Genomic DNA, 17,996 nt, shown 5'->3' with positions numbered 1-17,996 from the left:
CCCGGTTCGGGCCCGCGTTAGGTCTTCTTTCCACGAGTCAGGCGCTTGGCTCGAAAGGGGGGTGCAGCGGCCGTTTCGGCCCGCCGACCGCCCGCTCCCGTCAGTCGTCGTCGCGAAGTATCTCGCTCTTGCTCGTGAGGAGGATGGGCCTCTGCTCGGGGTCGAGACCGGGTGGCGGAGTGAGCCAGTAGCGGCCCGTGTCGTCGCGTGCGATGCGCCAGTGTTCGTTGTGGAGCCGCAGGTGGTCGGCCCTGCAGAGAAGGATGCCCTGGTCGAGGTTGGTCTCGCCGGTGTCGTCTTTCCAGTGTTGGATGTGGTGGGTTTCGGTCCAGGAGGGTGGTCGGTCGCAGCCGGGCCACCGGCAGCCGCCGTCGCGAATGGCGAGGGCCACCCTTTGGGAGGGGCTGAAGGTGCGTTGCTCCCGGCCGAGGTCGACGCCGCTGCCGTGGTCGTCGAAGGTGACATCGAGGAGCCCGCTGTCGCACCGGTTCCGTTCCACCGTCTCGGCCGAGACCGTCACCGCGGTCCCCTCGATCACCCCCGGCTGGAGCGCGGGTGCCGCGGTTTTGGGGTTCGCCGCAGCGTCGGCTGTGGGTGACGGGGCCTCGGTCGGCGCGGCATCGGTGGGTGTGGTTCCCGTGGGCGCGAAACCGGTGGGTGTGGCGCTGGTGGGGCGGATGGTGATCATGCGGACGGCGGGGCTGCGACCGCCGGCGATGCGTTTCGGGTCGGCTTTCACGCCGAGTTTCATCAGGGCCAGGAACGCATCCGCGGTGAGTTGTTCTGTGGAGCGCGGGTCGTCCTGGACCCGCTTCGACCAGGCCGCCTGGACCTTGTCCACGAACCGGACCCCGCCCCGGCGGGGACTCGTGATCGCGTCGTAGGTACTCATCAGGTATTCGCCGTCTTCCGGGGCGAACAACCCGACCATGCGCACCTGCCCCGTGTTGAGTCGCCAGAACCGCAACGACCGGTCGTCGTAGACGGCCTTCTCCCGGGCGGCGATGCCGGCCTCATCGAGCACGTCCCGCACCCGCCGGGCCCGCTTGAATAACTGGTCAGCGTTCACCGTGCGCGCCTCGGCGAGGAGCCGGGCCAGGGCCGTGGCGAGTTTCTCCGGGGTGATCGCCCGGTCCAGGTCGCCGAGCCCTTTCCGGAGCGAGTCTGCCTTCTCGACGCTCAGCCAGCCCTCGCGCAGGGCCCGGCCGATCGGCGCGTGCCACGGCGGCACCGCGGCCGCAGGCACTGGCGGGTCGACCGGCGGCAGGCCCGGGGCCGCGCCGTCGAGGGGTGGGACGCCGTCGAGGAACGGAGTCTCGTCCAGCAACTTCTGAGCCTCGGCGGCTTCCCGGGCGGCCTTCTCAGCGGCGTCGGCCTCGGCGAGCAGCCTGCCGACCGCGAGCAGCTTGCCCACGTCGCCCTTGCTTGACCCAGAAATACTCTGCAGGAGATCTTCTGGGGTCCGGAACCCCTTCCGGGCCGCAAGGCCTTGGCCGCCGAGTTCGGGCCGGGACCGCCGGGCGAGTGTCGCGGCGAACCACGCTGCCTGGGTGTCGAGTGCCCGCCGGGCTCCCGAAATCAATGCGTGCCCTTCGAGCACCGCGTCATCGCTCAACGTGTCGACAGCGGCAGACGAGCCACCGAGCCCGGTGACGATATGAGCCATCGACCGCAACCCGCCGAGCACGCCTCTCTGCACCGGGTCGCCCTGCACCCGGTCGCCATGCGGCTGATCGAGTGAAGCGGGCGGCTGGGGAAGATCGGTCATGCCCCCACGTTACGACGGACCGCCGACATTCTTTGAGCATGGCTCAGGCTTGTGGAAACTCCCTCTGATCAGGCACCTGTTGAGGAGAAGCCTCGCTCAACGAGTCCGATCAGCCGGTGACGTCAAGATAGACGGACGCGTTGGCGCGCTGGGCGGTGAGGATGGTGCGCACGGCGGACAGGTGTGCTCCGGCGGAGCGCCGCGCATCCTCGATCTCGCGGATCAACTCGAGCTGGCCGGCGATGAGCAACCGGGCACGCTCCTCGAGCTGCACGGGAAGCTGCCCCAGGTGCTCAGGCGCGCGCCACTGCACGCCGGTCGAGAACCGCTCCCCCTCGATCGCGAGCACCGCATTGCGGGTACCACTGCCGAGGCTGCGCTCGAGCTCGTCGAGCACCCGCAGCCACTCCTCATACGATCCCGACGGCCTAGGCATAACCGAGCTCTCCTCCGACCCGGGCAGCCATCGGCTGCGCGGGAAGCTGCTCGGCGGCTTCGTGCCAGGTCTGACGCAGCGGCTCGAGCAGTCCGATGCACTCCACCGTGCGGTTGACGTCCCGGTGCACGTTGGCACTCATGAGTGCGTTCTGCACGTACACGTAGATCGCGAACAGGCCTTCGGCGCCGTCCCAGGCCTCGACATTGAGGGAGGACGACAGCTCAGAGACGATCGCCTGGGCGTGCAGCAGGTTCTCCGAGGCGACCTGCCAGTCCTGGTTGAGCTGCGCGGCCTGTGCGCGGTTGAGATCCAGGAGAAGACGGTCATACAGCATCGTCAGGAGCCGCGCCGGCGTGGCGGACAGGATCGATTCGCGGTTGAACTGTGCGCGGCGGGCCTGCGCGTTGCTCCCCATCATGCTCATAATTGCCATCATCATCCAGCGCTCGTAGTAGTAGTGGTCGGGATCGCAGCGACCTGGGCCGTGAGCCAGCTCGACTGCGCTTTGAGAGCGGCGAGGGAGACCTCGAGCGCCGTGTAGGTGGCCTGCAGGGTGGAGCGTCGCGTGGCGAGACTGATGTCCCATGCGTCGATCCGGGTGCTCATGTTCTTCACAGAGGACTGCTGTCCGGTGATCTCGCTCGTGAGCGCACCGGTGTACTTGTCCGAAACGGCCGTTGCCGCTGCGGCGACCCGGGTCGCGATCTCCTGCACGGCGGCCTTGACCGTCGTCGGGTCGGCTGCGAGGGCTGTCGCGAACTTTGCCGCGTCGAACTCCATCGTGCCTGTCTTGGTGATGCTGATGCCGTATTCCGACGGCGAGTGCCCGTTGATCGGGGCGGATGCCGCGGTGAGCAGCTTCTGGCTCACGTCACGAACCCCGCCGTCCCCGGTGAAGACACCGGGCGACATCACGGCGGCGCCAGAGGCGTTGGTGCTGTTCGTCACGACGGTCTGGGTGGAGATGAGGGCGAAGATGCCGTTGAGCGAGCTCACAAGGCCCGAGGCGAGGGAGCTGATCGCGGCATCGTCGCGAGCGACCTTGATCGTCGCGGCCGAGGTTGAGACCGCGGAGACCGTGATCGCGACTCCGGGCAGCAGGTCAGCGAAGGTGTTCGTCGACGAGGTGATCTTCTGCTCGGCCGTGGTGCCGGCCCAGAGAGTGAGACTCGCATCCTGCGCGGCGGTCGTGATGGCGGCGCCCGTCTGGGTGAGCACGTTCGTCGCGGTGTTGGCCGTGACCTCAGCCTTGGTGCCCTGGTAGATCGAGAATGCGCCAGCCAGTCCCGAGTCGCTGGCGGTGAACTGGAGGCGGTACTGCGCGGCCCCGCTCGCGTCCACGCCCGACGCGACCTTAGTCGCGGTGACGCCGGCACCAGCCGCATTGACCGCGGTGACGACATCGTCAAGGGACGTGGATGCCGGGGTGATTTCGGTGCTGACGCCGTTCACGACGACGGTGAGTGCCGCGGGGCTGGCCGGCCAAACGGTCAGGGCGGCGGAGACGCCGACCTGGGTCTTGGCGAGGGCGCCGACGACAACGTCGATCTGGCCCGCACTGGCCCCGGTCGAAATGGCCGTGGTCACGCTCGTGGAACTGCTCGTAGCGGCGTAGAGGTCGGTGGCCGCCGGCTTCGAAGCCGTGGTCGCGAGGGTCGCGAGGGCTGCGACCTGGCCGTTGAGGCCCTGGAGTGCGGTGATGAGCTTTTGAGAGGTGGCGACGGATGCCTTGAGGAGCGTCTGGGGACGAGCCTCGACGGTCATCAGGGAGTTGATCAGGGTCGTGGTGTCCAGGCCGCTGATGAGCCCGTCGATCGCGTTCGTCATGCCTCCACCTCCTTAGGTGTGAAACTCTGTGCTGCTGGTCGTGCTGCGGGTGGAACGTGGAATGGCCGGCGGCGTTCGAGGGATGAGGTCCAGTTCATCTCCCGCGCGCCGCCGGCCATAGTTCACCGGTCGGTTGCCCGACTGCCTGGGCTATCCGATTTACTGGAGGAGCTTGAGCACGCCCTGGTTGCCCTGGTTCGCCTGAGCGAGCATGGCGGTACCGGCCTGCACCAGGATGCTGGAGCGGGTGTACTTGACCATTTCAGCGGCCATGTCGGTGTCGCGGATGCGGGATCCGGCAGCGGTCAGGTTCTCGGTCGAGACGGCAAGCGTCTTGACGACGCTCTCGAACCGGTTCTGAACCGCACCGAGGTCGGCACGAGCGGTCGACACCTTGGTGAGCTGAGCGTCGACAACCTTGATTGCCGCCGCAGCGCCAGCAGCGGTGCTGAAGTCCAGGCCACCCGAAGCAGCAAGTCCACCGGCACCCGCGGTCAGCCCGGCGGAAGGGTTCGCGACGGCCACCGCTCCACCGTTCAATGCCTTGACGTTGAGCTTGCCTGCGGTGTCGACGGTAGCAATCAAGCTGCCGGAGAAGGATGTGTCCTTGTTGAGTGCATCGGCCACTTCCTGCGCAGTACCACCGCCGGTCGACAGCGCCGCCGTCGCGATCGTCGAGACCGACTTGTCCGGGTTCGTGACGACGAAGGACTGCACGGCGTCGTTGGTGCCGGCTGCGCCGACCGTGTAGGACGAACCAACGTTCGTCGCACCGATCGCAGTTGCGATGGTGTTGACGTTCGCACCCGTCAGGTCGACCTTGATCTGGCTGCTGGCATCGGAGTTGGCGCCGACCTGGAAGCTCAGTGCCTTGCTCGATCCGTCCAGCAGCTGGGTGCCGTTGAAGTTCGTCGAGTCACCGATACGCGTCAGTTCCTTGGTCAGCGCAGTGACCTCGGTCGTGATCGCGGTGCGGGAGTCCTTGTTGTTCGAGTCGTTACCGGCCTGGACGGCGAGGTCACGAACGCGCTGCAGAATCGACTGCACCTCGCTCAAGGAACCTTCAGCCGTCTGCACGACCGAGATGCCGTCCTGGGCGTTGCGGCTGGCGACCGTGAGGCCACCGACCTGGGACTTGAGTGCCTCGGAGACCGTGAGGCCGGCCGCGTCGTCCGATGCGCGGTTGATGCGAAGACCACTGGAAAGCTTCTCGAGCGACTTGGACATGTCGTTCTGTGTAGCGGTCAGGTTGCGGTAGGTGTTGTTCGCCGCGATGTTGGTGTTGATCTGCATACCCATGATGTATTCCTCCGTGAGTGGGTGTCGGTGCGTCTACCCATCCATGGGCTGACACTGAGATCTATCGGCCTTGGCCGATCGTGCGTTAGCCGTTGAGCGAGAAAGATTCCCGGGCCGGGTAAACGCCGTGGTCGCCGAAGGATCCCGCAGCGGTGGCGTACTTCGCTGCGGCGATCGCGGCGGTCCGCGAGGGCACCGGCAAGCTGATCGGCTGCGTGAGGGGAAGGTCGGTCGCGACGGCGGGCATCCGCTCGTTGACGATGCCGAGCATCGCGTGATCGGCGAGCCTGGCCAGGTAGGCGCTGCGGCGGGCCGGCGCCACGCGGGACTCCGGCACGTAGTCGGCTTCATCGTCGGCGTAGTGGGTGCCGAGGCCGTCGCGCAGCAGGCGGATGGCCTCCGCGCGCTGCTGGGACACGGCCGAGTGGGTGATGCCCAGGTCCGCGGCGATGTCCTTGACCGGGCGGTCGTCGAAGTAGACCTGCTCGATGATCTCGCGCATCTTGGGCGGGAGCGCGAGCACGGCCGCGCGCAGGTACGCGAGGCGCTCGGCGGAAAGCAGCGACTCCCCCGGCAGCACGGTGCTCGCCGGGATGTACTCGGCAGTGGTGTCGTCGAGGGCGATCACGGTGCGCTCGCTGTCGGCGAGGCCTGCAGCCGCGGTCTCACGGTCGACGCCGAGTGCGGCGGCGATCTCGTCGACGCTCGCGGCACGGCCGAGGGCGGCGGCGAGGGTTTCCTGAACGGCGCGGGTTTCCTTGATGCGTCGACGGGCGGTGCGGGTGGCCCAGTCGTTGGAGCGCATCTCGTCGGCGAATGCCCCGATGATGCGACGACGGGCGAATGCGCCGAAGGGAACCCCGAGGTCGGGGTTGAAAGCATCCGCGCTCGTGACGAGCGCGAGCGCGCCCGCAGACGCGAGATCATCGCGTGAGAGGTGACGAGCCTTGGCCCAGACCTCGGAAACCAGGTATCCGACGAGGGGCAGGTTGTCGGTGACCAGCCGATTGCGCTCTGTGCGATTCACGTCGCAGCCCCCTTGTGTTTCACGAACGGATGTTGAGCGAGAGACCTCTGGCAGGGCCAGGATTACTTCGCTTCGTACCGGGTGAGCACTGGGACAAATTCACTGATCGGACAGGGGTTCGGGGCCCCTTTAACACAAAGTGTTTTGTCCGCGTGTCAAACATACAATCAGCCGCCCCTGAGACGGGCCGTGCGGCACCCCCACTCTGGGGGGGCTACTACCCCCCAACCGGGAAACGCTTACCTGCTCGGACACGCCCTGCCACCCCCACTTTTGGGAAAGCGTTGTCCTCATTTAGGTGGACATTCCCAGCCGCCACCTGCCAGTCTGGGCACACGGATCGCTTACGTGCGGCAAAACCCTGCCGATAGTGCCATCTGAAGCCAGAGTCGACGCGGTCGTGCGTCCCTCGGCCCGACCGGAATCGTGTGGAGGAAATCGTGGGCGCCAATGAACTCTCGGCCCTCCTGTGGCGCGAGCGGGAGCTCCTCGAACTGCTCGTCTTCAAGCTCGACGAAGAACAGCTCCTCCTGACGAACGGCAAGACCCGCTGGCTCCAGCAGGGCACCCGCGAGGTCGAGCAGGTGCTCGGCCACGTGCAGGAAGCCGGCCTCGCCCGCAGCGTCGAGGTTGCCGCCATGTCCGCCGAGTGGGGAACGAACGAAGACGCCACGCTCCGCGAACTCGTCGCCCACGCCCCCGTCGGCCCCTGGACCGAGATCATGACGGCGCACCTCAAGGCCCTCGGCGAGCTCGCCTCCCAGATCAAGGAACTCCGCGACGCCAACGAACACCTGCTCCGCTCGGCCGCACGCTCCAGCCAGGAGACGCTCGCCGATATCCGTGTGAACACGAACACCTATGACGCCCGCGGCACAGCGGATGCGTCCACCCCGACCGCCCGCCTCTTCGACCAGTCGTTCTAACGGGAACCCCATGAGCACATTCGGCGGACTCAACACCGCATACACCGGCCTCGTCGCCGCCCGACAGGGCCTCGACGTCGTCGGCCAGAACATCGCCAATGCCGGCACGGAGGGGTACACCCGTCAGCGCGTGACGACCTCGTCAGTGGATGCCGTGACGCGCGTCGGTCTCTTCTCCTCCGGAGTCGGCGCCGGCCAGGGCGTTTCGGTCACCGGCATCGCCCGCCTCGGCAGCGCGAGCCTCGACGCGCAGGTGCGCGCCTCGGCCGCAGCAGCCGGCTTCTCCGCAGTGCGCGCCAACTCGTTCTCCGCGGTCGAGGCCGCCACCAACGAACCGGGCACGAGCGGGCTGTCTGCGACCCTCTCCAAGTTCTGGGCCGGCTGGCAGGACGTCTCCAACAGCGTCGGCGACGCGGCCCCGGCCGGCGTCGTGCTGAGCCAGGCCAACGCCGTGGCCGGCCAGATCGCGTCCAACTACCAGGCCGTCGCGACCGAGTGGTCCTCCCAGCGTTCGAGCGTCACTTCGATGGTCTCCGAGGTGAATGCCGCGGCCACACAGGTCGCCGGACTCAACTCCCAGATCCGGATGACGGTCGCGGCGGGCGGCTCCGCCAACGAACTCCTCGACAAGCGCAGCGCGCTCACCACGACCATCGCCGCCCTCACCGGCGGCGTCGTCTCCGAACAGACCGACGGCACGGTCAGCATCTTCGTCGGCGGGAACGCCCTTGTCAGCGGCGATCAGGCCCAGAGCCTGACGGCCGTCGGAGCCACCTCGATGACGGGAACCGGAGCCAATACCGGAACGGCCGGCACCGTGCAGGTCGTCTGGACCAGGGATCTCGGCAAGACCCCGCCGACGGCCGTCTCGGTCGACGGCGGCGAACTCGCCGGAGCGCTCTCGCTGCTCGGCCCGGCGACCATCGACGCGAACGGCCAGGGAACCGGATCGACCCTCGCCGACGTCGCGGCCACCTACAACGCCTTCGCGACGTCACTCGCCACGAGCGTCAACGCCGTCTTCAACCCCACGTCGACTCCCGGCGGGAATTTCTTCACAGTCTCGACCACCGGGGCAGCTGCCCTCGGCCTGAGCGTCCTGCCGAAGACGGCAACCGACCTCTCGGCGGCGCTGACCGCAGCCGGGGCCGCGGTAACCGCCGCTGCAGCCCCAACCGGATCCACCACCGTGACCTCGGCCGGCACGATCGCCGACGCCGTCTCGCAGTTGGGCGCGGGCAAGGCCACCGCCATCGACCCCGCGACGAACCTCCCCTTCACCTCACCGAGCGCGGACTGGTCCAATGTCGTGACCCGCCTCGCGGTGACCACGAAGTCCGAGCTCCAGGGCGCGTCCCTGGCCGACATCACGTCGACCGCGGCGGTCAAGGCCCAGCTGTCCAACGCATCCGTCGACCTCGACGAGGAGAACGTGAGCCTTCTGATGTTCCAGCACGCGTACCAGGGCGCCGCCCGGGTCATGACCGCCGTCGACGAGATGCTCGACGTCCTCATCAACAAGACCGGATTGGTGGGCCGCTGACGATGATCTCCCGTGTCACCACACAGACGCAGATTCGCGCCGCGCAGACCAGCCTGCAGAGCAACCTCGCGAGGCTCACCCAGCTGCAGGAGCAGGCCTCCTCGCTCACGACGCTGAAGAACCCCTCGGACGACCCGACGCGCGCCGCGGATTCGCTCGCGGTGCGCGCCCAGCAGACCGCGGTCGCCCAGTACACCCGCAACGTCGACAATGGCACCGGCTGGCTGACGACAGCGGATGCCGCGCTCTCCGCCACCACGAACATCATGAACCAGGTGCGCGACCTGACCGTGCAGGGCGGCAACGGCTCGCTCTCGCAGACCGCGAAGAGCGCCCTCGCCACGCAGCTGCAGGGGCTCAAGCAGGACCTGCTCACCCAGGCGAACACCCAGTACCTCGGTCGCAGCGTCTTCGCCGGAACCTCGGACGAGGCCGTGGCCTTCAAGACGACCGCGGCGATCCCGGCGAACGGGGCGACCCCGGCGATTCCGGCGACGGTGACCTACACGGGCACCTCTGGTTCGACCGTCGAGCGCCGCGTCGCCGCGGACTCGACCGTCCGCGTCGATTCCAACGGATCGAAGATCTACGGGCCCGACACGAATTCGGTATTCACTCTCATCGACAACATCAGCTACGCCCTCGACCCCACGACCGGAACCGCCGGGGCGACCCCGACGGCGACCGCGAGCGACTACCTCGCGACCGTCGACACCCGACTGACCACGGTCATCGCCGCGCAGTCGGACAACGGCGTACGACAGGCGCAGATCGAGAGCGCCGGCGCCGGCCTCGTCACCAAGGCCGGAACGCTCGAGGCCCAACGATCCGGGATCGAAGACGTGGACCTCGCCCAGGCCGCCCTTGATCTCAAACTCCAGGAGGTCAGCTACCAGGCTGCACTCTCCGTGACCGCGAAGGTATTGCAGCACACCCTGATGGACTTCCTCCAGTGAGCGCCTCCCTGACATTCGTCTCCCCACCGCCCGGCCTCGCGCCGCTGACCGAGTTCGATCTCACCGAGATCGCCGGAGCCGACGGCCTGTACACATTGCAGTCCGCCGAGGACCGGCATACCCGGCTCTTCGTGCTCGACGCCTCGATCTATCTGCCGGACTACTCCCCCGTCATCACCGACGAGCACGCCAGCTCCCTCGACCTTGCCGGCGCCGATGAGGCTCTCGTGCTCGTCGTGACCAACCCGCGCGAAGGCGGGACGACCGTCAACCTGATGGCGCCGATCGTCGTGAACTCGACGACCGGCCGCTGCGCCCAGATCATCCTCGAGGGACAGGACTGGTCCCTCCGCGCCGAGCTCGGCGCCGCGTCGGCGGCCTGAGCACACAGTACGGGCGTGCGCGCTCCGTCCTCAGGTGCGCGTTCCTGAACGGAGTCTCAGGGCATTTCCGCGACCAATGATGAGCGATTCCGGCCGAACGGGAATAGCGTGAGATCCATCGGGGCATAGCCGCTCGGATTCACCCAACGGCTGGCCGATATCCCGAGCAATGGAGCCGTAATGCATCCGCTCATCAGCTATTTTGCAGCCCAGGACAGTCCGGGCATCTATCTCGGCTTTGGTGCCTTCCAGATCCAGCTCGGCAACCTCATCGTGATCCTCGTGATGATCCTGCTGTTCGTGCTGGCCCTCTTCCTGCCGTTCCCGAGCGGGAAGAAACGGCCATGAGCATCCGTGAGGAACGGAAGACCGAACCGGTCGAGGAGTACTACACCTGGACAGGGAAGGCCAGGGGCTGGCTGCTGAAGCACCTGCCCGCCGACAAGCTACTGCCGCAGGACCAACCGAGCTACGTCGCATCCTGGATCTACGTCTTCGGAATGGGCGCGATCGTCTCGCTCGTATTCATCGTGGTCTCCGGCGTCGTGCTGAGCCTGAACGGCCCGGCCTGGTACCACGTCTCCGACTTCGGGCACTTCGTGAACAGCGTGCACCTCTGGAGCGTCGAGCTCTTCTTCATGACGATGGTCGTGCATCTCTGGGGCAAGTACTGGATGGCCGCCTGGCGCGGTGGGCGCACCCTCACCTGGATCACCGGGATGGGCGCCTTCCTCGTCTCGATCGTCGCGGCGTTCACCGGCTACCTGCTGCAGACCAACTTCGACTCCCAGTGGATCGCCTTCGAGGGCAAGGATGCGCTCAACGCCTCCGGCATCGGCGCGTGGTTCAACGTGGCCAACCTCGGCCAGATCTTCGGGTTCCACATCGTATTGCTTCCCCTCGCCGTCGGAGCCGTCGTCGCGCTGCACGTGATCCTGGTGCGGATGCACGGGGTCGTCCCCCCGATCGACGCGGCGGAAACCGACGCCCAGCTGAGCGGCACGGACCGGACGGAGGCGACCCGATGAGCGCCCCGACCATGTCCCGTTCCGACCGGGATGGCCTCGCGCGCCGCCCGTGGCGCGGCACCGTGCGCGAGTACGACCTCTTCAAGGAACTCACGGTCGCCCTCGTCGTCGTCGGGCTCGTGATCGTTGGTCTCTCGGCGATCGTCGGCTCGCCCGACGAACCGAGCGTGACCCTCAAGTCCTGGGCCCAGGCCCAGCCCGCCGACTTCGTGGCCACCGCGACCGCCGAGCTCGGCGGCACGAGCGAGACCGCCGGTTACGGCCCGCCGTACAACACCACCGCCGACGCGACCCAGACCATCGGGGCATTCGACCTGCAGAGCTTCTCCGGCGTGCAGCTGCCGATCGATACGGCCCAGGACCTCGTGATCACCCCGCTGACGACCCTCAACGCTCCGCCGAGCGCCGCTCTCGACGCGTGGAACGCCGGGAGTGACACCGAGAAGGCCGACTGGACCGCCGCATACACGGATGCCCTCACGAACGCCCCCGATGGCGACCCAGCCCAGGTCGCCACCGGCGACTACGGCCCGGTGCCGGTCCTGACGGATGCGCTCCTCACAATGGCAAGCCAGGGCGCCCTCGACGGCGTGCTGAACGCCCAGCAGTCGTTCTACAACTCCGACTACACCCGCACGATCCTGTTCCTCGGCGACGGTGCCTACTTCGGTGACCTCGCGACCGCGGCGCATCTCACCGGCGACCAGTTGGGCATGATGAACGAGACCGGGAACACCCCCGGTCAGTCCTGGCTGTGGCTCTTCTCGTTCTGGTACCAGATCGAGCCGTTCGCGTCAGCCCCCAACGCCGACCTGCTCGTCGTGCTCCTGATGCTCGTGCTGAGCGTGCTGTTGACGCTCGTGCCCTTCATCCCTGGCCTGCGGGACATCCCGCGGTGGATTCCGATCCACCGCCTGATCTGGCGGGATTATTACAAGAAGCGGGCAGCGGGCCGGAGTTGAGCGGAGTGCGCCAACACTAGGCTGGGGACGAGATCGATCGTCGCCGAGGTGTCTGCGCGGCCGGTCGCATCCGTGCCTCACCGAAAGGCTTTCTGTGTCCCGCTACGACCTCAGCCTGCCCGAGCTCCGCGACTACCGGCCGGTCGTCGCTGAGCCGGACGACTTCGACGAGTTCTGGGAGGACACCCTCGCGGACGCCCGCCGTTTTCCCGACGAACCGCACTTGACCCGGGTCGACTCCCCGCTCAGCCAGGTCGAGGTCTACGACATGACCTTCAACGGTTTCGCGGGACAGCCCGTGCGCGCCTGGTTCCTGGTGCCGGCGGGCACGACCGGCCCGCTGCCGGCCGTCGTCGAGTACAACGGCTACGGCGGAGGCCGCGGACTCCCGCACGAGAACCTCGCGTGGGTGACGGCCGGCTATGCCTACCTGTTCATGGACACGCGGGGCCAGGGCAGCGTCTGGGGCTCCGGCGGCGAGACACCCGACCCGAACGGCACCGGGCCGTCCGCCCCCGGGTTCGTGACCCGCGGGATCGAGCGGCCGCACGACTACTACTACCGCCGGGTCTTCACGGATGCCGCGCGCGCGATCGACGCCGTGCGCACGATCGACCGGGTCGACCCGACCCGCGTTGCGGTGTGCGGCGGCAGCCAGGGCGGCGGCATCGCGCTCGCGGCCGCTGGCCTCAGCGAGGGGCTCATCGGGGTCATGCCCGAGGTGCCGTTCCTCTGCCACTTCGAGCGGGCCGTCGAGATCACCGACGGGGACCCGTACCAGGAGATCGTGCGGTACCTCTCGGTGCACCGCGACCTCGTCGAGCAGACCTTCACGACTCTTTCCTACTTCGACGGCGTGAACTTCGCCAAGCGCGCGACCGCTCCCGCCCTCTTCTCCGTCGCCCTGATGGACCCGGTCTGCCCGCCGTCGACGGTCTTCGCCGCCCTCAACCACTACGCGGGCGAGGCGGACATCGAGGTCTACCCGTTCAACCAGCACGAGGGCGGATCCGGGCACCACTGGCTGCGGCAGGCCGCCTGGCTCGAGGAGCGCATCCTCTAAGCACGCGTCTGCTTGCCCTGTGGATAACTCGAGCGGGATGTCCCCAAGTGTTCTAACGTGACCGCATGCGGATCCGCGCGAGGTACCGACTGGCGACGACGACCCTGTGCGCCGCCGTGTCCGTAGCCGGTCTGATCGCCCTGTCCGGGTGCGCGTCGTCGCCGGCGCCGTTCGCGAGCCCGTCCGCGTCTCCGACAGCGGATGCGCCCGCTTTCGCCTCAGAGGCCGACGCCCTTGAGGCCGCGCGAAAGTCATTCACCGAGTACCAGGCGCTATCGACGCAGATCGGCCACGAGGGCGGGATGGCACCCGAGCGGATGTCCGCCGTCGCCACCGGAGGAGCGCTTGACGATGAGATTCAATCGTTTCACGGCCTAGCTGAAGGGGGGCTCCACGGTATTGGGGAACTGAAATTTGACTCCCTGAGATTGCAGAGCACTGACTTGGCATCCGGGAAAGTCACAACGTACCTTTGCCTGGATACGTCGCAAGCCGATCTGGTAGACGCGTCGGGGGCTAGTCGGGTCTCAACAGACGTAGCCCGTCGCTATCCCCTTGAAGTTCGTTTCACTCTCGCTAGTCAGAGTCGACGGCTGCTTGTAGAGGAGTCGGTCACATGGTCCGGCACGAACTATTGCTGATCTCCGTCCTATTGCCCGCACTATTGGGTTTTGCAGGATTCGCCACCGAGAGGGATCCGTGTGGGGGTTGGAAGAACCTCGCGAGCCAGTGCTCAAACCCACCACCTGTCACTGGGGTCGTGAACGGCGGGGGCGTGGACCTGTCGACGGGGTTCGACTCGGGGTCGGGACCCGGCGGCGCTGCTTCGGGAACGGCTGGCGGCACGGGTAGTGCAAGCGGGACGGGTGGCGCGGGCGCTCCGGGCTCGACCCCGACACCGACTGTGGGGCTGCCGTTCGTGCGGGACGGGTTCGCCGTCAACTGCCCGCTCTGCGACCCGAATCTCGTGGTCCGCATCAGTGATCTCGTCAATTTCCCGGCGGCAGCACCCGGCCAGGGCATGGAGCCCAACGGCTGGGCGATCACCGGGCTCCCGGCGAATTTCCTGGCCCAGGCATCCGTGCATGTGCGCACGGGCCTGTTGCTCGGGTTCGCCGCCGAGGTGCGTTTCACGCCGACACGGTTCCACTGGGACCTCGGCGACGGCGCGGCCATCGCCTCCGCGACGGGTGGCGCGAGCTGGGCCGCCCTCGGCGTGCCGGAGTTCTCGAACACCGCAACCAGCCACGTCTTCAGGTCAACGGGCCGGCACACCGTGGTGCTGTCGGTCGTGTACTCGGCTGAGTACCGCGCCAGCGGTCAGCCGTGGCGTCCGGTGCAGGGCACGCTCACGATCGCGGCGCCCCCGATCGCGGTCGTCGTCAGCACGGCCTCGACGGTCCTCGTCGGCCAGGACTGCACGGCCAACCCGTCCGGCCCCGGCTGCTGACAGCGAACTACTTGCGGCGCGCGAGCCGGATGGCGATGACGATGATGGCCACAGCGATAGCCGCCATCACCACGAAGCCGCCAACCAGAATCAACACGTGCCAGACCGTCAGGTTGTTCAACATTTCTCCCCCCAGAGGCCGGCTGTTGGACCGGCGATACCAGAAGGCTAGCCGACCCCGGAGTCGCGCGCACGCCCGTCTGCGAGGTCCGGCTCCGGGACTGGCCGTGCGGGGACTGCCCTCCGGGCACGGCAACACGGAATGATAGGGACTGTGCACCGACACCCTCGCTGGTCGCACCGCAGTTTCGATTCGCCCCCACGACCAAGGACGCCCCGCGATGACCGACGTATCCCGCTCCCTCACCATTGATGCCGGCCAGACCGGCATCCGCGCCCTGCTCCGCTCGGCCGACGGACGCCACGACACGTTCGACTTCGCCGGTATCCGCACCGACCGGACTCTGATGCCCCAGCTCGCCGATGTCGTCAAGGCCGTCGCCGCGACCGAAAGCGGGCTCTCCGACGACCTCGGCATTCGTACCCTGAGCGCCGGCATCTCCGGTTTCACGCAGTCCGACGCCGACGCCGCCGAACTCCGCCACCTTACCCACGGGCTCGGCGTGCAGGACGTCTTCCTCGCCCACGACTCGGTGACCTCGTACCTGGGCGCCCTCGGCGACACCCCCGGTGCCGTGATCGCCGTCGGCACCGGCGTCGTCACTCTGGCGGTCGGCGTGGGCGCCGTCGCCCGGGTCGACGGCTGGGGTTACCTGATCGCGGATGCCGGCAGCGGCTACTGGCTCGGACGTGCCGCCCTCGACGCGGTCATGCGCGACTACGACGGGCGCGGACAAGTGACAGCCCTCCGCGATGCCGTTCAAAAGGAATTCCCGAACCTCGAAACCCTCTACCTCGAGCTGCAGGCAGACCCCGCCCGGGTGAGCCGGATCGCGGCGTGGTCGCGCTCGGTCACCGCCCTCGCGGCAACGGATGCCGTCGCAGCTGCGATCTGCGACGCTGCGTCCGCAGAGCTAGCCCTGTCGGTGCGCACGGGACTCGAACGGGTCGGCCAGTCGGAGGTCGACGCACCCGTGATCGGAGGGCTCGGCGGCGTGCTGCGTGCACCCGAGATCGCGACCCGCTTCGAGCGCGACCTGCGCGCGGTCTGGCCGGCGGCGGACATCCGCTTTCCCACGGCCAACGGTCTCGACGGCGCCGCGCTCCTGCCGAACCTGGCCGCCGACAGCGCCGTCCTCAGCCTGGTCGCGCGCTCCCGCGCCTGACCCGCGCCCGTCCCGCCCCTCCCGCCGCGCGCCGCTCGCACGGCGCCCCAGAGACTCCGCGAGAGCGCACTTTTGGCCCTTAAGACTCGGTCTTAAGGGCCAAAATCGTACTCTCGCGGGAGAGAATCAGCCGGGATACGGCGACCCGATCGTGCCGGGCGCGGCTAGGCGAGCGGGGCCGCGGGGGCAGCGGATGCGGCGGCAACCTGCATCAGGGCGGCCTCGAACGCTACCCAGGGCAGCATCGCGCACTTGACCCTGGCCGGGTACTTGGAGACCCCGGCGAAGGCCGCGGCGTCGCCGAGCACCTCTTCGTCGGGCTCGATCGTGCCGCGCGAGCGGAGCAGCTCGCGGAAGGTCGTGACGAGCGCCTCCGCCTCGGAGACGGTCAGTCCCGTCATCGTGTCCGCGAGCACGGATGCCGACGCCATCGAGATCGAGCAGCCGTCACCCCGCCAGACGAACTGTTCGATCACGGGAGCAGGGCCGGCGGCATCCGTCACCGCGGCATCCGCTGCGGCACCAGAGCCGGCGCGGACGCCGACGCGAACGGTGATCTCGTCGCCGCAGGTCGTGTTCACTTGGTGCGACTCGGCGAGCCGCAGGCCCGGCGCACCGTCGGCGTCGAACACGCCGAACGGCTCGGACGACGCGCCGTGCCGGTACTTGGCGTGGTCGAGGATGATCTGCTGGTACAGCTGCTGCAGTTCGCTCGAACTCATGGCTTCACTCCAAAGAAGGGGGCGACCTCGTGCATGGCGGCCAGGAACTGGTCGACCTCGTCGGTCGTCGTGTAGAGGTAGGTGCTGGCGCGCGTGGACGCCGTGATGCCGAGGCGGCGGTGCAGCGGCTGGGCGCAGTGGTGGCCGACCCGCACGGCGATGCCGGCCTCGTCGAGGAACTGGCCGACGTCGTGAGCATGCACCCCGGCGACGTCGAAGGCGGCGAGGCCGATGCGGTCGATGCCGGCGGCCGGGCCGAGTACCCGAACGCCGGGGATCTCGGCGAGCCCGGCCACGAGGCGCTGGCCGAGTTCGGCCTCACGGAGGGCGATCCGGTCCATGCCGGTTTCGGTCAGGTAGTCGACCGCGGCGGCGAGGGCGATCGCCTGCGAGATGCGCTGGGTGCCTGCCTCGAAGCGCTGCGGCGGCGCGAGGAACTCGGCGTGCTCCATATCGACGGTCGTGATCATCGAACCGCCGGTCAGGAACGGCGGCAGCCCGGCGAGCAGCTCCGCCTTGCCGAAGAGCGCTCCGATGCCGGTCGGGCCGAGCATCTTGTGCCCGGAGAAGACGGCGAAGTCCACGTCGAGCGCGGCAACGTCGACCGGCAGGTGCGGAACGGTCTGGCAGGCGTCGAGCAGCACGAGGGCGCCGAAGCGGTGGGCGAGCTCGACGAGCTCGGCCACGGGATTGATCGTGCCGACGACGTTCGACGCGTGGGTGAACGCGAGCAGGCGGGTGCGCGGGCCGACGATCGTTGCCGCGGCCGCGAGGTCGAGGGTGCCATCGTCGAGAACGGGGATGAAGCGCAGGGTCGCCCCGGTGCGCAGGGCGAGCTGCTGCCACGGGATCAGGTTGGCGTGGTGTTCCATCTCGGTCACGACGATCTCGTCGCCGGCCCCGATGCGGAACCGGGCGGCATCCGGGCCGCCGAGGCCGAGTGAGGCGTTGGAGATCGCGTACGCGACGAGGTTGACTCCCTCGGTCGCGTTCGAAGTCCAGACGAGTTCGTCGGGCTGCGCGCCGATGAAGGCGGCCACGGTCTCCCTGGCGCTCTCGAAGACCTCGGTCGCCGCGAACGCGAGGGTGTGAGCGCCGCGGTGCACGGCCGCGTTGCGTTGCTCGTAGTACTCCTGCTCGGCTTCCATCACGCTGATCGGGTTCTGCGAGGTGGCCCCGGAGTCCAGATAGTTGAGCGGATGCCCGTTGATGCGCTGCTCGAGGATCGGGAAGTCGTTGCGGATGCGGGCGACCTCGTCCTCGGTCAGCGCCACGGCGGCGGCACGACGGAACGATGGGGCGGAAAGCGTCATGCTC

18 protein-coding genes are annotated in these 17,996 nt (G+C 68.1%); 10 read left to right on the top strand and 8 right to left on the bottom strand.

Annotated elements, in window-relative coordinates; translation table 11 throughout:
• Window positions 1-100: 100 nt before the first annotated feature.
• From RHM57_RS06020 to RHM57_RS05995, 6 genes are all read right to left on the bottom strand, one after another.
• Complete coding sequence (locus RHM57_RS06020) at window positions 101-1,768, bottom strand: HNH endonuclease signature motif containing protein (RefSeq protein ID WP_322189648.1); 1,668 nt, start codon at window positions 1,766-1,768, stop codon at window positions 101-103.
• A 109-nt stretch (window positions 1,769-1,877) separates the two neighbouring features.
• Window positions 1,878-2,204, bottom strand: coding sequence for a hypothetical protein (locus RHM57_RS06015; protein WP_134448947.1), 327 nt, complete (start codon window positions 2,202-2,204; stop codon window positions 1,878-1,880).
• The gene (fliS, locus tag RHM57_RS06010) at window positions 2,197-2,646 is read right to left on the bottom strand and encodes a flagellar export chaperone FliS (protein ID WP_322135983.1); all 450 of its coding nucleotides are present in this window, start codon (window positions 2,644-2,646) and stop codon (window positions 2,197-2,199) included. Before fliS ends, RHM57_RS06015 begins: the two co-directional genes overlap by 8 nt.
• Entirely contained in the window at window positions 2,643-4,034 is a 1,392-nt protein-coding gene (gene fliD, locus RHM57_RS06005; protein ID WP_134560255.1) for a flagellar filament capping protein FliD, read from the bottom strand. The genes fliS and fliD overlap by 4 nt, the downstream gene beginning before the upstream one ends.
• A 159-nt stretch (window positions 4,035-4,193) precedes the next feature.
• Entirely contained in the window at window positions 4,194-5,333 is a 1,140-nt protein-coding gene (locus tag RHM57_RS06000) for a flagellin (RefSeq protein WP_134448945.1), read from the bottom strand.
• Window positions 5,334-5,418: 85 nt separating this feature from the next.
• Window positions 5,419-6,360 (bottom strand): sigma-70 family RNA polymerase sigma factor, encoded by a 942-nt coding sequence (locus RHM57_RS05995; protein ID WP_322189647.1) that lies wholly within the window; start codon window positions 6,358-6,360, stop codon window positions 5,419-5,421.
• A gap of 440 nt (window positions 6,361-6,800) precedes the next feature.
• Between RHM57_RS05995 and RHM57_RS05990 the strand changes: the two genes are divergently transcribed.
• From RHM57_RS05990 to RHM57_RS05945, 10 genes are all read left to right on the top strand, one after another.
• Window positions 6,801-7,286 carry a flagellar protein FlgN gene (locus RHM57_RS05990; protein ID WP_322189646.1) on the top strand — a complete coding sequence of 162 codons (486 nt, stop codon included), beginning with the start codon at window positions 6,801-6,803 and terminating at the stop codon, window positions 7,284-7,286.
• A 10-nt stretch (window positions 7,287-7,296) separates the two neighbouring features.
• Window positions 7,297-8,829 (top strand): flagellar hook-associated protein FlgK, encoded by a 1,533-nt coding sequence (gene flgK / locus RHM57_RS05985; protein WP_322189645.1) that lies wholly within the window; start codon window positions 7,297-7,299, stop codon window positions 8,827-8,829.
• Between the two features lie 2 nt (window positions 8,830-8,831).
• Window positions 8,832-9,785: a flagellar hook-associated protein FlgL gene (gene flgL / locus RHM57_RS05980; protein ID WP_134448941.1), complete on the top strand. Its 954-nt coding sequence runs from the start codon at window positions 8,832-8,834 to the stop codon at window positions 9,783-9,785.
• Window positions 9,782-10,168 carry a flagellar assembly protein FliW gene (locus tag RHM57_RS05975; RefSeq protein WP_134448940.1) on the top strand — a complete coding sequence of 129 codons (387 nt, stop codon included), beginning with the start codon at window positions 9,782-9,784 and terminating at the stop codon, window positions 10,166-10,168. Before flgL ends, RHM57_RS05975 begins: the two co-directional genes overlap by 4 nt.
• Before the next feature lie 180 nt (window positions 10,169-10,348).
• On the top strand, window positions 10,349-10,516 hold the full coding sequence (locus RHM57_RS05970; RefSeq protein ID WP_166787363.1) for a hypothetical protein: 168 nt from the start codon (window positions 10,349-10,351) through the stop codon (window positions 10,514-10,516).
• On the top strand, window positions 10,513-11,196 hold the full coding sequence (locus RHM57_RS05965; protein ID WP_134448939.1) for a cytochrome b N-terminal domain-containing protein: 684 nt from the start codon (window positions 10,513-10,515) through the stop codon (window positions 11,194-11,196). Before RHM57_RS05970 ends, RHM57_RS05965 begins: the two co-directional genes overlap by 4 nt.
• The gene (locus tag RHM57_RS05960; RefSeq protein WP_322189644.1) at window positions 11,193-12,158 is read left to right on the top strand and encodes a hypothetical protein; all 966 of its coding nucleotides are present in this window, start codon (window positions 11,193-11,195) and stop codon (window positions 12,156-12,158) included. Before RHM57_RS05965 ends, RHM57_RS05960 begins: the two co-directional genes overlap by 4 nt.
• A 94-nt stretch (window positions 12,159-12,252) precedes the next feature.
• Window positions 12,253-13,221, top strand: a complete 969-nt coding sequence (locus tag RHM57_RS05955) for an acetylxylan esterase (protein ID WP_134561254.1) — start codon at window positions 12,253-12,255, stop codon at window positions 13,219-13,221.
• Between the two features lie 775 nt (window positions 13,222-13,996).
• Window positions 13,997-14,671 (top strand): hypothetical protein, encoded by a 675-nt coding sequence (locus RHM57_RS05950; protein ID WP_322189643.1) that lies wholly within the window; start codon window positions 13,997-13,999, stop codon window positions 14,669-14,671.
• 341 nt (window positions 14,672-15,012) lie between these two features.
• Entirely contained in the window at window positions 15,013-15,957 is a 945-nt protein-coding gene (locus tag RHM57_RS05945; protein WP_322189642.1) for an N-acetylglucosamine kinase, read from the top strand.
• 164 nt (window positions 15,958-16,121) lie between these two features.
• Here the strand turns inward: RHM57_RS05945 and sufU are convergent, their stop codons facing one another.
• Entirely contained in the window at window positions 16,122-16,679 is a 558-nt protein-coding gene (gene sufU, locus RHM57_RS05940) for a Fe-S cluster assembly sulfur transfer protein SufU (protein ID WP_134448934.1), read from the bottom strand.
• Complete coding sequence (locus RHM57_RS05935; protein ID WP_134561257.1) at window positions 16,676-17,992, bottom strand: SufS family cysteine desulfurase; 1,317 nt, start codon at window positions 17,990-17,992, stop codon at window positions 16,676-16,678. Before RHM57_RS05935 ends, sufU begins: the two co-directional genes overlap by 4 nt.
• Window positions 17,993-17,996: the final 4 nt, after the last annotated feature.

The sequence above is a fragment of the Cryobacterium sp. 10S3 genome (genome assembly GCF_034344045.1).
In the GTDB taxonomy this organism is placed as follows: Bacteria; Actinomycetota; Actinomycetes; order Actinomycetales; family Microbacteriaceae; genus Cryobacterium; species Cryobacterium glucosi.
Note: the sequence above shows the minus strand (reverse complement) of the source record. Positions and strands in the feature narration are given on the sequence as shown.

Excerpts from the sequence above, each read along its gene's own strand:
- RHM57_RS06020 (WP_322189648.1), bottom strand. The coding sequence starts at position 1,768 with ATGACCGATCTTCCCCAGCCGCCCGCTTCACTCGATCAGCCGCATGGC.
- RHM57_RS06015 (WP_134448947.1), bottom strand. The coding sequence starts at position 2,204 with ATGCCTAGGCCGTCGGGATCGTATGAGGAGTGGCTGCGGGTGCTCGAC.
- fliS (WP_322135983.1), bottom strand. The coding sequence starts at position 2,646 with ATGATGATGGCAATTATGAGCATGATGGGGAGCAACGCGCAGGCCCGC.
- fliD (WP_134560255.1), bottom strand. The coding sequence starts at position 4,034 with ATGACGAACGCGATCGACGGGCTCATCAGCGGCCTGGACACCACGACC.
- RHM57_RS06000 (WP_134448945.1), bottom strand. The coding sequence starts at position 5,333 with ATGGGTATGCAGATCAACACCAACATCGCGGCGAACAACACCTACCGC.
- flgK (WP_322189645.1), top strand. The coding sequence starts at position 7,297 with ATGAGCACATTCGGCGGACTCAACACCGCATACACCGGCCTCGTCGCC.
- flgL (WP_134448941.1), top strand. The coding sequence starts at position 8,832 with ATGATCTCCCGTGTCACCACACAGACGCAGATTCGCGCCGCGCAGACC.
- RHM57_RS05970 (WP_166787363.1), top strand. The coding sequence starts at position 10,349 with ATGCATCCGCTCATCAGCTATTTTGCAGCCCAGGACAGTCCGGGCATC.
- RHM57_RS05965 (WP_134448939.1), top strand. The coding sequence starts at position 10,513 with ATGAGCATCCGTGAGGAACGGAAGACCGAACCGGTCGAGGAGTACTAC.
- RHM57_RS05960 (WP_322189644.1), top strand. The coding sequence starts at position 11,193 with ATGAGCGCCCCGACCATGTCCCGTTCCGACCGGGATGGCCTCGCGCGC.
- RHM57_RS05945 (WP_322189642.1), top strand. The coding sequence starts at position 15,013 with ATGACCGACGTATCCCGCTCCCTCACCATTGATGCCGGCCAGACCGGC.
- sufU (WP_134448934.1), bottom strand. The coding sequence starts at position 16,679 with ATGAGTTCGAGCGAACTGCAGCAGCTGTACCAGCAGATCATCCTCGAC.
- RHM57_RS05935 (WP_134561257.1), bottom strand. The coding sequence starts at position 17,992 with ATGACGCTTTCCGCCCCATCGTTCCGTCGTGCCGCCGCCGTGGCGCTG.